Below are 14205 nucleotides of genomic sequence, written 5' to 3' on the forward strand. Positions count from 1 at the left end.
AAAGGGTATGGATTTCTTCACGCTTTTTACTCCCGACGGGCTTGAGCTGAGTATTGAGGTTGTCTGCATCATCATCGCCATCATGTTCCTGTATACCTTCATCGGTATCTGCGCAGGCTTTGGTGGCGCGCTGGTGACGATGCCGCTGATCACCTTGTTGCTGCCAGTCAAAATGGCGGCACCTATGTCGGTCATTGTCGGGACAGCCACCGCGTTATATGCGACCTGGTTGTCACGTAACGAAACCCACTGGCGATCTGCGCTGGTGCTTATCCTGTTCTCCTTTGCCGGCATTCCCCTGGGGATTTATGCGCTCGCCAGTTTCCCGGACAACATCATGAAAACCGGGCTGGGCACTTTCCTGATCCTGTACGCGTTTTACAGCCTGTTTGTTCCTCGTCTGCCCGTCTGTGACAAAAACTGGCTAGTGGTGCCTACGGGCATCATCGCCGGCGCTCTGGGGTCGGCTTTTGCGACCAACGGCCCGCCGGTAGTGATTTATGGCATGTTGAGAAATCTGGCTCCGGCGGCGTTTCGTGGCACGCTCAATGCGTTTTTTACCGCCAGTAACATCGCCATTATTGGCGGCCTGACGACCAGCGGCATCTTAACGCTGTCAACCGTCAAGCTGGTGCTGTTCTGCGTGCCCACCATGATCCTGGGCTCGCTGGTGGGCCAGTATGTTCACCAACGCATCTCTGTCAGCACTTTCCGGCTGATGGTGCTCCTGCTGCTGATCGCATCCGGCGCCATGCTGATCAAGGGGGCGTTGGCGATTCCGGTATGGTCGGTACTGGTGCCGGTGTTTGGCCTGCTGGCGATTATGCAGTGGGTATTGGGCAAAAAAGTTGCGGCGATACGCGCGGAAACACAGCAGCAAAACGCTTCCCCTTCATCCTGAGCAAGGTTACCCGCCAGGCGGGCGGGTAAACCGGAGAACCATCATGAATCAGCAAACTGTATCTTCTGCCGGCGAGCCTGCGACGCTGCGGTTGCCGTTCCGGGAAAAAGTGGCCTATGGCATGGGCGATCTGGGTTCTAACATCCTGTTAGATATCGGGACGCTTTACTTACTGAAGTTCTATACCGATGTGCTGGAGCTGCCGGGAACGTACGGCGGAATTATCTTTCTGGTCGCCAAGTTCTTCACGGCGTTTACCGATATGGGCACGGGCATCATGCTGGATTCGCGGCGCAGGATTGGCCCGAAAGGGAAGTTCCGGCCGTTTGTCTTGTACGCCGCGTTTCCGGTCACGCTTTTGGCTGTCGCCAACTTTATCGGCACGCCGTTTGAAATCACCGGTAAAGCGGTCGTCGCCACGGTGTTGTTTATGTTGTATGGCCTGTTCTTCAGCATGATGAACTGTTCGTATGGGGCGATGGTGCCCGCCATCACCAAAAATCCTGATGAGCGCGCCTCCCTGGCCGCCTGGCGGCAGGGCGGTGCAACGCTGGGGTTACTGATTTGTACTGTGGGTTTTGTGCCGGTGATGAACCTGGCAGAAGGCAGCGCGCAGTTCCGCTATATCGCTGCAGCCACACTTTTCTCGGCATTTGGTTTGTTCTTTATGTGGTGGTGCTATGCCGGTGTAAAGGAGCGCTATGTCGAACAGCCGTCTGCCCACCCCACGCAAAACCCGGGCCTGTTAGCCTCCTTCCGCGCTATCGCGGGTAACCGTCCGCTGTTTATTCTCTGTATTGCCAACCTGTGCACACTGGGGGCGTTCAACGTCAAGCTGGCGATTCAGGTCTATTACACCCAGTACGTTCTGAACGATCCCATCCTGCTGTCATGGATGGGCTTCTTTAGCATGGGCTGCATTTTTATCGGTGTCTTTATGATGCCCGGCGCCGTCAGGCGCTTTGGTAAGAAAAAAGTGTATATCGGCGGTTTGCTGATTTGGGTCGTGGGCGATCTGCTCAACTATTGCTATGGGGGCGGTTCCGTCAGTTTCATCGTGTTTTCCTGTCTGGCTTTTTTTGGATCTGCCTTTGTGAACAGTCTTAACTGGGCTTTGGTCTCTGATACGGTCGAATACGGGGAATGGCGGACGGGCGTGCGTTCTGAAGGCACGGTTTATACCGGTTTCACCTTTTTCCGTAAGGTCTCACAGGCACTGGCGGGCTTTTTCCCCGGCTGGATGCTGACCCAGATTGGCTACGTGCCTAACGTTGTCCAGCGCGCCGGTACGGTCGAGGGCCTGAAGCAACTGATGTTTATTTATCCCGGTGCGTTAGCCGTGGTCACGATTGTGGCCATGGGGTGTTTCTACAACCTCAATGAAAAGATGTATGTCCGCATCATTGACGAGATTGACGCCCGTAAGCGTCAGCACTGATTTGGCTCTGTGATAAGGATCCGTTATGAACACAGGTTCTGATCCCTTAACGCTGAAACTGCCTCTGCGTGAGAAGTTTGCTTACGGCATCGGTGATTTCGGCTCCAACCTGATGCTGGCTATCGGGACGCTTTACTTACTTAAGTTTTACACCGATGAACTGGGGATGCCGGCCTGGTATGGCGGCGTGATTTTCCTCGTCGCCAAATTCTTTACGGCCCTTACCGATATGTTTACGGGCATCGTGCTGGATTCACGGCGGACAATTGGCGCAAGAGGAAAATTCAGGCCGTTTATCCTGTATTTTTCGCTGCCGGTCGCGCTGGTGGCGGCGGCGCAGTTTGTGGCGCATGACCTCAGCCTGACATGTAAAACGGCTGTCGCCACCGCGCTGTTTATGCTGTTTGGCCTGTTTTACAGTCTGATGAACTGTTCCTACGGGGCAATGGTGCCTGCCATCACCAGAAATCCCACCGAGCGCGCTCATCTTGCCGCCTGGCGGCAGGGCGGGGCCACGTTAGGATTGCTGGTTTGTACCGTAGGCTTTATGCCCATCCAGTCGCTGTTTGTGGGCAAAAGTGCGCTGGGTTATCAGGTGGCGGCTGCCGTCTTTGTCACTGGCGGATTGCTGTGCATGGGGCTTTGCTACAGCGGCGTGAAAGAACGCTATGTCGAGGTCACGCCCGCCCATCACAAACCTGGCGTTGCAACCGCCTTTCGCGCCATCTTTCACAATCCGCCCTTGCGGACGCTGTGCCTGGCGAACCTGTGTACCCTGGCGGCATTCAACATCAAGCTGGCGATTCAGGTTTATTACACCCAGTACGTGCTGAACGATGTCAGTCTGCTCTCCTGGATGGGTTTCTTCAGCATGGGCTGTATTCTGGCCGGTGTGCTGCTGGTGCCCGCTGCGGTGAAACGTTGGGGTAAAAAGCAGGTGTATCTGGGGGGTTTAGTATTCTGGGCTGTCGGCGATCTGTGCAATTTTCTCTGGGGCAGCACATCGCTAATGTTCGTCCTGTTCTCCTGTATGGCGTTCTTCGGCACAGCGTTTGTGAACAGCCTTAACTGGGCGCTGGTGCCGGATACCGTCGAGTACGGTGAATGGAAAACCGGTATCCGCGCAGAGGGCGCCTGCTATACCGGCTACACCTTCTTCCGTAAAATCTCTGCCGCCATGGCGGGGTTTTTGCCGGGCCTGATGCTGACACAAATCGGCTATGTGCCGAATGCCCTTCAATCGGATGCCACGCTGGCGGGGCTGCGGCAGTTGATCTTTATCTGGCCCTGTACGCTGGCCATCGCGGCGGCACTGATTATGGGATGGGGTTACAGGCTCAATGAAGCGCGTTTCGCGCGCATTGTCGCGGCCATTAACCAGCGTAAACGGCACGCTCTTGCCCCTGCTGCTATCCCAACGCGCAACGAGGCCTGCGTTCAGGTGACGGGTGCGGAAAAGCCATAAGTTTCTCTGTTAAGACGTGATGGCAGGTAACTGTTTGTCGGTTTTGTGACAGCGGTACAGTACCGGCCATCGCGCATTATGTGTTCGCAGGCGCATCACTGCGCACAGGTAAGACAGCCTAACCTGTTGTTTTATATAACCTGAATCTCCATTCTCCCCCTGTTCATTCCCCACTTTGCGGCACCGATCACGCTCAGGTGCAGGATTTCCACTTCGAAACGGAAAAAGTCGTTCTCCACAGCCGCGCGGACTCTGTTTAGTTTGTGATCACGCTGAATGCGTAACGGGATGCAGACGATGAGCACGTGTAATGGAGCGGTAGCGATGAACGCGTCACAAGACGAGCAGCAAACGATTCAGGCCCTGGCGGATCGCGTAATGACCCAGATCGGCGCGCTGTTTGCCGAGCGGTCCATTAAGCCGAATGCGGTACAGCTGCAAATGCTGGCTTCGCATGTCCGCGCAATGGCATTGCGATCGGTAACCGGTGAAGGGCTGCCGGAGGTGGAGGCGGATCTGTTCGATGAGATCTCGCCAGCGTCAATGGCACTGGCGCAGCAGGTCGTGGATCTGTTTGGCAATTTACCGCCGGAAGAAGCCTGGCTGCTCTCCGTCCACTTTGAAGTGGCTAAGAACGACTGATTTTCACCATCATGAGAGGTACAGACATATGGTAACCGTAGTAATAGGCGATCGATTAGGTAAAGGACAGAAAGTGGCGGCCGGCGTTGAGAAAGCGGGCGGGCGTGCTGTTGTCGTGCCCGGCGTGGCAGCTGACATGAAGTTGGGCGATGTGATGAAGGCTGAGAATGCCGACTTTGGCATTTCTTTTTGTGGCAGCGGCGGTGCGGGGGCGATTACGGCACAAAACAAGTATGGCTACAAAGCCAAACACGGCATGCGCTCAGTGGATGAAGGTGTGACAGCCATCAACGAAGGCGCCACCGTGCTGGGCTTCGGGTTTATGGATAAAGAAGAGCTGGGTGAACGTCTGGTTCAGGCCTGGCACAAAAAACACGGTGGATAAGGAATGAAAGAGACCTTTACAACCTCGGTAGCCGTAAGCGGCAAAGGCGATACCAAAGCGAAAGCGTTCTCTGATGCGCTCAGCCGGGTGCAGCACGAAGTCCTGCGCAACGCCAACAAGATTTTGCTGCGCATCGAACCCCAGGACGTAAAGGTGGTGCGCGCGCAGGAGCGCGTCAGAACCGAAAAATTTCTTTTCTTTTTCCTGGCACGCGAGCGCAGGCACTTCAGTGTCGATCTGGAGGTCACCATCAACGTGACCTGTCTGGACGGCGATAAAGTTGCGTTCACCCGCGTGTAAGTCAGCCTCAAACAACATAAATAAGGAAAGAGGATGTTTCTCATCATTTTGCTCAAGTCGTTAATCATCGGCGGCCTTGTGGGCGTCGGTGTGGGTGCTGGCGCTGCCCGCATGTTCCACGCGCCGACGACACAAGGTATGGGCGCGTTTCGCACACTGGGTGAACTCAACTCCTGTGAAGGCGATCCCGCTTCTCACTTCTCTTTTGGGTTGGGTTTCTTTTTCAATGCCTGGGCTTCCTCCGTTGCGGCGGGTGCATTCACCCAGGATGTGGATCACCGCATCATTCCCAACTGGGGCGCGGCGGCCATCATGGTCAAAAACCGCAACGTCGCGCAAACGCTGCACGATCCAAAAAAGATGGCTATCGCCTGCGGCATCATCGGCATGGTGGTGGTCGCGTTTTTGAATTCGACGGCCTCTGCCGTTCCGGCGGCCCTGCAGGTTACGGCGGTCAAAGTGCTGGTCCCTGCGGCGAATCTGCTGGTGAACACGGTCATGCCCGTCATCTTCTGGCTGGCCGCAATCGATGCCGGTAAGAAATCGGGCTTCTGGGCCACCATTTTTGGCGGTCTGGCGCAGCTGATTATGGGCAATGCAGTACCGGGCCTGGTGCTGGGTATTTTGATTGGCAAAGGGGTTGAAGAGAGCGGCTGGCACAAAGTGACCAAAGTCATGATGACCGCCATCGTTGCCCTGTTTGTCCTCAGCGCCTTCTTCCGCGGTTTCGATATGAAGATGCTGCAATCCTTCCAGCTCGGCATTCCTGGCTGGCTCGACAGTATTCATAACAGCCTGAGCGGCAAATAACGGAGCGTCTGCAATGGAAGAATCAAACAAAGGTTTCTGGTATGCCGACTGGTCATTCCCGATTTTTGTCGGTTTGCTCTCCTCCGGCGTGTTTGCCGGGACCCATATGTACTACCTGTACGGCATTGGGGCGTTTAACGAAGTCGCTTTCGTGTCCATGCTCCGGGCCGGAATCGATACCGGCGTCTATGGGGCGGTGGCTGCCTTCGGAGCCAGCTTCCTGTTCGCCCGCATCATTGAAGGATCGCTGGTCGGGATTCTGGACATCGGTGGTGCGATACAGACCGGTGTCGGTCTGGGCGTGCCGGCGCTGCTGCTCGGAGCGGGTTTTGTTTTCCCCGTCGCCAACTTTGCGGCTTCGCTGGTCACCGGCCTGATTCTCGGTGTGGCAATCGGTTACGTCATTATCCTGGCGCGTAAGTTCACCATCAATCAGAGCAACAGCACGTACGGTGCGGACGTCATGATGGGGGCGGGCAATGCATCAGGCCGTTTCCTGGGACCCTTGATCATTCTGGCCGCGATGGGTGCCTCAATTCCTATCGGCCTCGGATCCTTGCTGGGCGCGCTGGTGTTCTATCTGTGGAATAAACCGATCACGGGCGGTGCGATCCTGGGTGCCATGATCCTGGGCGCGATCTTTCCTGTGGCGATCTGACCCTGTTATCCCCCGATCGGTTCAGGCCGATCGGGGCAGTTAAGGAGGTTCCTGTGTACGATCTGATTCTGCGGCGTGCGCGTTTGCCTGATGAAACCCTGATCGATATTGCGATACGTGACGGCAAGATTGCCGCCACAGGTGAAATCAGCGGCCACGCAACCGTCGAGAAAACGCTGGCAGAAGGCTGTTATCTCAGTGCGGGCTGGATTGATTCGCATGTGCACTGCTATGAAAAATCCCCTGTCTACCACGATCATCCCGATCGGGTTGGCGTGGAAAGCGGCGTCACCTGCGTGGTGGATGCAGGCAGTACTGGCGCGAATGACATTGACGATTTCTGGCAGCGCACCCGAGCGGTGAGCACGCAGGTTTACGCGCTGCTGAATATCGCACGCACTGGCATCATTACCCAAAATGAACTGGCGGACATGACGCAGATTGATCGCCAGGCCATTGCCGACGCGGTAAAACGTCACCCCGACTTTATTGTGGGGCTTAAAGCCCGTATGAGCAGCAGCGTAGTGGGCGAAAACGGCATTAAGCCGCTGGTCCTCGCGAAAGCTATTCAGCAGGAAAACGGCCATCTGCCGCTGATGGTGCATATCGGTAACAACCCACCCAACCTTAATGAGATCGCGGAACTGCTGACCTCGGGTGACATCATCACTCACTGCTATAACGGCAAACCCAATCGCATCCTGACACCCGACGGCGAACTGCGTGCCGCCGTCAAACATGCGCTGGCACGCGACGTACGGCTTGATGTCGGCCACGGCAGCGCCAGCTTTAGTTTCGAGGTCGCGCGTACGGCCATCGCACAGGGCATTTTGCCTGACACCATCAGTTCGGATATTTACTGCCGTAACCGCCTCAATGGACCGGTTTATACCCTGGCCCATGTGATGTCGAAGTTTTTCAATGTCGGCATGACCCTGCCACAGATTATCGCCTGTGTGACTCACCAGGCAGCCAGCGGCCTGCGTTTACGCCACAAAGGCCGTATTGAGCCCGGCTACGATGCCGACTTTACGCTGTTCACCGTCGCGCAAGAGCCGGTGTCCTTTGTAGATGCGGAAGGGCTGGCGGAACAGGGCGATCGTCACCTGATTCCCCTTGCCGCCATTGTCGCCGGCGAGTGCTGGATTACTGAACAAGGAAAAAAATACCATGTCTTCTCTGTATGAAAAATATGGCCTGAAGCAGGTCATCAACGCCTCCGGTCGTATGACCATACTGGGCGTTTCAACGCCATCGGATGAGGTGATCGATACGGTTAAGTACGGTCTGGCGCACTACTTTGAAGTAAAGGATCTGGTCGATAAAACCGGCGCGTATATTGCTAACCTGCTGAAAGTGGAAAATGCGCTGGTGGTCTCCTGCGCCTCGGCAGGGATAGCCCAGAGCGTGGCCGCCGTCATTGTGAAAGATGATGACTGGCTGCTGGATAATTTACACAGTGCACCGCTGACCGTGCCGCGCGACATCGTGGTGCCAAAAGGGCATAACGTGAACTACGGTGCGCCGGTGGGCAGCATGATCGCGCTGGGTGGGGGCCGGACGGTTGAAGCGGGTTACAGTAATGAATGCTCGGCTCAGCAGCTTTCCGCCGCGGTGACCGATCAGACGGCCGCCATTCTCTACGTGAAGTCACATCACTGCGTACAAAAGAGCCACCTGAGCGTTGCACAGGCCGCAGAAGTCGCACGTAAGCATGGTGTGCCACTGATTGTGGATGCCGCCGCCGAAGAGGACTTGCAGTGTTACTACCAGGCCGGTGCCGATCTGGTGATCTACAGCGGCGCCAAAGCGATTGAAGGCCCAACCAGCGGCCTGGTTATCGGTAAGCACCAGCTTGTTGAGTGGGTAAAGCGCCAGAGCAACGGCATTGGCCGCACCATGAAAGTGGGCAAAGAGGGGATTCTGGGGCTGACGCAGGCCATTGAGTCCTATCTGACTCAGCCGAAAGTGACCGGCGCACAGATGGTAGAAAAAATGACGCCCTTTATTAACAACCTCAATGGGCTGGACGGCGTAACTGCGCGCGTCGTCTGGGATGCGGCCGGACGCGATATTGCACGCGCCGAAATACACTTTGATGAAGCCAAAATTGCGCGTCAAACCGGCGATCTGGTTCAGGCATTGAAAAACGGTGATATCGCCATTTACTTCCGTGGCTACAAAGCGAATGAAGGCATTATCGAAGCCGACGTGCGTAGCGTCAGCGCTGAGCAACTGCATATCATTTTTACCCGTATTCAGGCGCTGATAACCGGAGAACACTAATGACGCTTACCCCTGATTTTTATCAAGACCGGCTGTGCCTCAACGTGCTGGCCGGCTCAAAAGAAAATGCGCGCGCTATCTGGCAGGCGGCAGAAGGGCACGTTCTGGTCGGTGTGCTATCGAAGAATTACGCCAGTCATGACGCCGCAATCGCGGATATGCGCGACTATGCTGCGCTGATCAATAATGCGCTCTCGATTGGCCTGGGCGCGGGCGATCCCCGGCAGTCACGCATGGTCAGCGAGCTGGCCGCTGAGCTACAGCCTCAGCATGTTAACCAGGTCTTTACCGGCGTTGGCACCAGCCGGGCGCTGCTTGGCCAGTCGCAAACGGTGGTGAACGGCTTGATCTCGCCGACAGGGACGCCAGGAAAAGTAAAAATTTCGACCGGTCCGCTCAGCTCACAGCGCAACGACGGCATCGTGCCCATCGACACCGCCATCGCCATGCTGATCGATATGGGCGGCAGCTCGGTAAAATATTTCCCCATGGGCGGTCTGGACAGGGTGGAAGAATACCGCGCCGTGGCGGAGGCCTGTGCACAGCAGGATTTTTGGCTGGAGCCGACAGGCGGGATCGATCTGGCAAATTTTAGCGAGATCGTAAAAATTGCGCTGGATGCGGGCGTCAGCAAGGTGATCCCGCATATTTACAGTTCGATCATTGATCAGGCCAGCGGTGAAACCCGCGTGGATGACGTCAAACAGCTTCTGGCAATGAGCAAGTCCTTGCTGGCCTGACGTAGGTTGTGCGCTGGCGCAGAAAACTGTGGCCGGCGCGCCCTTTCCTGGACGTACAGCCGCGTTTCCTGCACTCTGTGAGTGTTGCTCTTTTCTCCATTCAGTCAGGTAAACCGACGTGAGATTTCCTAATCAGCGCCTTGCGCAACTGTTTGACGCTTTGAAAAACGAAACCTTGCCTCAGGACGAGCTGGCCCGGCGCTTTGCCGTGTCAACGCGTACCGTACGCACGGATATCACCGCCCTGAATGCCTTACTGGAACAGCACGGCGCGCAGTTTGTGTTGAATCGCGGGGCCGGCTATCAGCTTAAAATTGCCGACGCGCAGCGTTTTACTATTCTCCAGCAGCAAACGCGTGCGCCTCTCCGGGTGCCGCGTACTTCTCAGGAGCGGATCCGCTATCTGCTGGTGCGCTTCCTGACCGCCGCCTATTCGCTGAAACTGGAGGCGCTGGCAGAAGAATGGTTTGTCAGCCGCGCGACCTTGCAGAATGACATGGCCGACGTACGTGAATGGCTCGGACGCTACCAACTCAGCATTGAAAGCAAACCGCACCACGGCATGAAACTGTTTGGCAGCGAGGTGGCGATCCGCACCTGCTTAACCGATCTGTTGATCGAGATCGATCAGTCGCAGCCAGACAGCCCGCTGATCACGCCGGAATCCCTGGAAGGTGGCCTGCTGGAAAGTCTGGAACCGTGCCTGCAACGCTGTTTTGCCCAGCACCATATCCGTCTCAGTGACGAAGGTGAACGCTATTTACAGTTTTACTGTGCGGTGGCGGTCCGGCGCATCAGCGAAGGTTATCCGGTTAACGATCCCGCGGACACGGAACAGATGGACGATGCGATACGCGACGCGGCACAAACCCTGATTCATTCGCTGCTGCCGCTTATCGGCAAGCCCGTTTCGCCGGCGGAGGAGAGCTGGCTACAGGTTAATATCGCTGCCCGGCGCATTCAGGACAGCGCACCCAGCACGATCAATGCGGATGACGCGGATGCGCTGGTCGACTATCTGCTCAGCTTTATTAACACACACTACTATTACGATCTGCAGAACGATCCTCAGTTGCGTGCCGATCTGCTCACCCATATTAAAACCATGATCACGCGGGTGCGTTATCAGATCCATATTCCCAATCCCCTGTTAAGTAATATCAAGCAGCACTATCCGATGGCCTATGACGTAACGCTGGCGGCGGTTTCCAGTTGGGGCAAATATTCGCCTTACGTCATCAGTGAGAATGAAATTGGCTTCCTGGTGCTGCATATTGGCGTCGGGCTGGAGCGCCATTACAACGTGGGCTATCAACGTCGCCCTCAGGTGCTGCTGGTGTGCGACAGCGGGAATTCCACGCTGCGCATGATTGAAGCGATGCTGCTGCGAAACTATCCCCAGTTGCAGGTAACCCAGTGCCTGTCTCAGCGCGAATACGAAGCGCGTCAACGTATCGAAGAAGACTTTGTCATCTCTACCGCGCGGGTCAGCGAAAAAGAAAAACCGGTGGTGGTGGTGGCGCCGTTCCCGACCGAATTCCAGCTGGAGCAGATTGGTAAGCTGGTGCTGGTGGATCGTACCCGCCCCTATATGTTGGAGAAATTTTTTGATGCCCGGCATTTTCGGATTGTTGATGCGCCCATGAGCCAGTCGGATCTGTTCCGGTTATTGTGCGATCAGCTTGAGGATGAAGGGGTGGTGGATGAGGCTTTCTTTGCATCCGTGGAGGAACGCGAAGCCATTGTCAGTACCATGCTGGGCGAGGGCATTGCGCTACCGCACTCGCTGGGGCTCATGGCCCGGGAAACGGTCGTCTACACCGTGCTGGCTCCACAGGGTATTCCGTGGGGCGACGATACGGCTTACGTGATTTTTCTGCTGGCAATCAGTAAAAGCGAGTATGAAGAAGCCATGGCAATTTATGACCTTTTCGTCACGTTTATGCGTGAGCGGGCGATGACGCGCCTGCGCGACAGCACTGACTTCAGCAGTTTTAAAACCGTGGCGCTGGACTGTCTGAGTCGGCTGTAAGTAGGGGCAAGGTGGGCTGGATAGCGTCCAGCCCGTTATCAGTGTTTCTTTGCTAACAGGCGGGGGATTTCGCGCAGGCACCAGGCTTTCGCTTCGCCCATACTGTCACGACGCCAGGCCATGATGATGTCCACCTCGCGAGAATATTCCGGGCTGACGACCCGTAACCGCCCCTCCGCGATATCCTGCTCTACCATGTTATAGGGCATGGTCGCCACGCCTAAACCGGCCAGAAGCGCACGCCGCTTATCGTCCATTGTACTGACGGTCAGACGTTGCTGTTTATCCAGCAGCTGTACGGTCAACACCGGCCTTTCGCGTGCGGTATCGGCCACGGCAATCCCCCGATATTTTACCCGGGTAATCTCTGAAAGCGGCTCGGGTTCGTTATGAATAGGATGGTCAGGGCTGGCGACATAAACGCTGACGATGCTGTAGAGTTTGCGGGTATTGATCTCAGTTGAGGCGCGAAAGTGCATATCCGGTGCGATAACGATATCTGCCCGCCCCTGTTCCAGCCTTTCCCAGGCACCTGCCAGCACTTCTGTCATAATGGATATCTGGGTGTTAGCCTTGTCAGCCAGCTTTGTAACCAGCGGGAACAGCGCATCGGTAGGGACAAGGGCTTCGGTCACGATGGTCAACTGCGTTTCCCAACCGCGCGCCAGTGCTTCGGCATCGGTCGTGAGTTTGTCAGCGGCTTCCAGCAACACCCGACCGCGCTCAAGCAGCATGCGTCCGACATTCGTAAACTTTGTGCGATGGCCAGAGCGGTCAAACAGCACCACATCCAGCTCCTCTTCCAGTTTCTGCATGGTGTAACTGAGTGCCGAGGGCACGCGCCCTAACTCATCGGCGGCGGCGGCAAAACTGCCCCGGCGATCGATAGCATCCATCACACGTAAAGCTTCAAGGGTTAACGCACGGTCTTTTGCCATCCTGGTTCTCTGTCAGGAAATTTGAATATGCCCGGCAGATTAACTGGCTAACAATCCGGCGTCCAGACTTTTACCATAAGGGAATCATACCCGTCGTCGATTCTTGCCGACGGATGCAGGAGGTAAACAATGATAACCACACGCAGTGCATCCGATTGTGGTCAGGCTGATTATGGCTGGCTACAGGCACGCTATAGTTTCTCTTTTGGCCACTATTTCGATCCCAAATTAATGGGTTATGCCGCTTTACGTGTTTTGAACCAGGAAGTGCTGGCACCCGGCGCGGCGTTTCAGCCGCGCACCTATCCTCAGGTGGATGTGCTGAATATTGTCCTGCAGGGTGAAGCGGAGTACCGCGACAGCGAAGGCAATCACATTACCGTCGGTGAAGGTGAGGCACTGCTGCTCTCTGCCCAGCCTGGCGTGAGCTACAGTGAACTGAATCCGAGTAAAGAGCGCTCACTGACCCGCATGCAGCTCTGGCTGGCGGCCTGCCCGGAACGGGAAAACCCGCGTATGCAGAAAATCAGCCTGACCGCAGGAACGTGCTCGCAACTGGTGGCTTCGCCGGATGGCCGCGACAACAGCTTGCAACTGCGTCAGCAGGTCTGGATCCACCAGCTTGAGCTGGCGGCTGGCGAGCAGCATCTGGTGCCGCTGCATGGCGCGCGCGCCTATCTGCAGTCGATCCATGGTTCGCTTGAAGCCTCTGCAGGTGCATCGCATCAGGAAACGCTCGGCTGTGGTGATGGCGCGTTTTTGCAGGAAGAGCAGCAACTGTGGCTGGCTGCCCTCACACCGACGCGGGCGCTGGTAATCGATATCCCTGTCTGACGCGCTTCTGTTGGCGTGGCGTTGTGGCGGTATCACAACAGTGGATATCCGCGCAGAGACGGATAGCCGACAGCGAAGGGCGAAGTGGTGTGCGTCAGCCTGGTCATGGGATCAGACGCCAGAAACGAGAAAAGCCGTCCCTGAAAGGGGACGGCTTTTTTATTCACGCGATTCAGGCAGGCAAGACCACCCCGACCTCCGCGTTATTTCACCATGGTAAAGGCCGTGGTGACGTGTTTCACCCCGCTTACCCGGCTGGCAATATCCGCAGCGGCTTTCGCTTCTTCCGGCGTGACCAGACCCAACAGGAACACCTCACCGTTTTCAGTGGTCACCTTCACGCTTGATGATTTCACCTGATCGCTGCCCAGCAGCTGCGAGCGGATCTTCGTGGTGATCCAGGTGTCAGCGGAGGACGTACCCAGGCTGACTTTCGGCCCAATCCGAATCTCGTTATAGACTTCGGTGGCACCGTCAACGCCCATGGCGATCTGTTTCGCGCGGTTAGCGACTTCCTGATTAGGTGCCTGGCCGGTCAACAGAACCTTACCCTGGTAGGCGGTGGCAATGACGCGGGCATCGGTTTTGATTTGCTGATCTTTAGCCAGCGCATTGCTGACGCGTAACTCCAGCGTGCCATCATCAACCTGCGTGCCCACAGAGCGGGGATCGGTGGCGGTTTTGGTCGCGACAGCGGCACTACCGGCCACCACCGCGACGCAGCCTTGCAGCAGCATGGCGGTTAAAACAATGGCTACAGCGTTCAATGCTTTCAT

15 protein-coding genes are annotated in these 14205 nt (G+C 56.2%); 13 read left to right on the top strand and 2 right to left on the bottom strand.

Annotation, left to right across the window (positions count from 1 at the left end):
* Nucleotides 1-7 precede the first annotated feature (7 nt).
* The 12 genes from GC090_RS02740 (at nt 8) to GC090_RS02795 (ending at nt 11657) form a co-directional block, all read left to right on the top strand.
* Entirely contained in the window at nt 8-901 is an 894-nt protein-coding gene (locus GC090_RS02740; RefSeq protein WP_133745567.1) for a sulfite exporter TauE/SafE family protein, read from the top strand.
* Between the two features lie 43 nt (nt 902-944).
* Nucleotides 945-2339 carry an MFS transporter gene (locus GC090_RS02745; protein WP_033740007.1) on the top strand — a complete coding sequence of 465 codons (1395 nt, stop codon included), beginning with the start codon at nt 945-947 and terminating at the stop codon, nt 2337-2339.
* A 25-nt stretch (nt 2340-2364) separates the two neighbouring features.
* Nucleotides 2365-3804 carry an MFS transporter gene (locus tag GC090_RS02750; RefSeq protein ID WP_033740006.1) on the top strand — a complete coding sequence of 480 codons (1440 nt, stop codon included), beginning with the start codon at nt 2365-2367 and terminating at the stop codon, nt 3802-3804.
* 297 nt (nt 3805-4101) lie between these two features.
* Nucleotides 4102-4446 (top strand): glycine dehydrogenase, encoded by a 345-nt coding sequence (locus GC090_RS02755; RefSeq protein ID WP_044241509.1) that lies wholly within the window; start codon nt 4102-4104, stop codon nt 4444-4446.
* A 28-nt stretch (nt 4447-4474) separates the two neighbouring features.
* A complete protein-coding gene (locus tag GC090_RS02760; RefSeq protein ID WP_006118330.1) occupies nt 4475-4831 on the top strand; it encodes an SFCGS family glycine-rich protein in 357 nt (118 codons plus the stop codon).
* Between the two features lie 3 nt (nt 4832-4834).
* The gene (locus tag GC090_RS02765; RefSeq protein WP_033740005.1) at nt 4835-5131 is read left to right on the top strand and encodes a DUF4312 family protein; all 297 of its coding nucleotides are present in this window, start codon (nt 4835-4837) and stop codon (nt 5129-5131) included.
* Between the two features lie 33 nt (nt 5132-5164).
* The gene (locus GC090_RS02770; RefSeq protein ID WP_006118328.1) at nt 5165-5941 is read left to right on the top strand and encodes a DUF4311 domain-containing protein; all 777 of its coding nucleotides are present in this window, start codon (nt 5165-5167) and stop codon (nt 5939-5941) included.
* A 13-nt stretch (nt 5942-5954) separates the two neighbouring features.
* Nucleotides 5955-6599, top strand: a complete 645-nt coding sequence (locus GC090_RS02775) for an EF_0833/AHA_3914 family membrane protein (protein WP_054633034.1) — start codon at nt 5955-5957, stop codon at nt 6597-6599.
* A 53-nt stretch (nt 6600-6652) separates the two neighbouring features.
* The gene (locus GC090_RS02780) at nt 6653-7786 is read left to right on the top strand and encodes an EF_0837/AHA_3915 family putative deacetylase (protein ID WP_033740003.1); all 1134 of its coding nucleotides are present in this window, start codon (nt 6653-6655) and stop codon (nt 7784-7786) included.
* On the top strand, nt 7770-8885 hold the full coding sequence (locus tag GC090_RS02785; RefSeq protein ID WP_033740001.1) for a DgaE family pyridoxal phosphate-dependent ammonia lyase: 1116 nt from the start codon (nt 7770-7772) through the stop codon (nt 8883-8885). Before GC090_RS02780 ends, GC090_RS02785 begins: the two co-directional genes overlap by 17 nt.
* Nucleotides 8885-9625, top strand: a complete 741-nt coding sequence (gene dagF, locus GC090_RS02790; protein WP_033740000.1) for a 2-dehydro-3-deoxy-phosphogluconate aldolase — start codon at nt 8885-8887, stop codon at nt 9623-9625. The genes GC090_RS02785 and dagF overlap by 1 nt, the downstream gene beginning before the upstream one ends.
* A 118-nt stretch (nt 9626-9743) precedes the next feature.
* A complete protein-coding gene (locus tag GC090_RS02795) occupies nt 9744-11657 on the top strand; it encodes a BglG family transcription antiterminator (protein ID WP_033739999.1) in 1914 nt (637 codons plus the stop codon).
* Nucleotides 11658-11695: 38 nt separating this feature from the next.
* On the opposite strand, the gene GC090_RS02800 is transcribed toward GC090_RS02795, so the two are convergent.
* Nucleotides 11696-12595: a LysR family transcriptional regulator gene (locus GC090_RS02800; RefSeq protein ID WP_164482608.1), complete on the bottom strand. Its 900-nt coding sequence runs from the start codon at nt 12593-12595 to the stop codon at nt 11696-11698.
* A gap of 129 nt (nt 12596-12724) precedes the next feature.
* Here GC090_RS02800 and GC090_RS02805 point away from each other — a divergent pair, with 129 nt between their 5' ends.
* Nucleotides 12725-13429, top strand: coding sequence for a pirin family protein (locus GC090_RS02805; protein ID WP_164482607.1), 705 nt, complete (start codon nt 12725-12727; stop codon nt 13427-13429).
* Nucleotides 13430-13632: 203 nt separating this feature from the next.
* On the opposite strand, the gene dolP is transcribed toward GC090_RS02805, so the two are convergent.
* A complete protein-coding gene (gene dolP, locus GC090_RS02810; RefSeq protein ID WP_006118323.1) occupies nt 13633-14205 on the bottom strand; it encodes a division/outer membrane stress-associated lipid-binding lipoprotein in 573 nt (190 codons plus the stop codon).

Origin of the sequence: Pantoea sp. JZ29, assembly GCF_035190385.1 — a bacterium.
GTDB classification, from domain to species: Bacteria; Pseudomonadota; Gammaproteobacteria; order Enterobacterales; family Enterobacteriaceae; genus Pantoea; species Pantoea stewartii.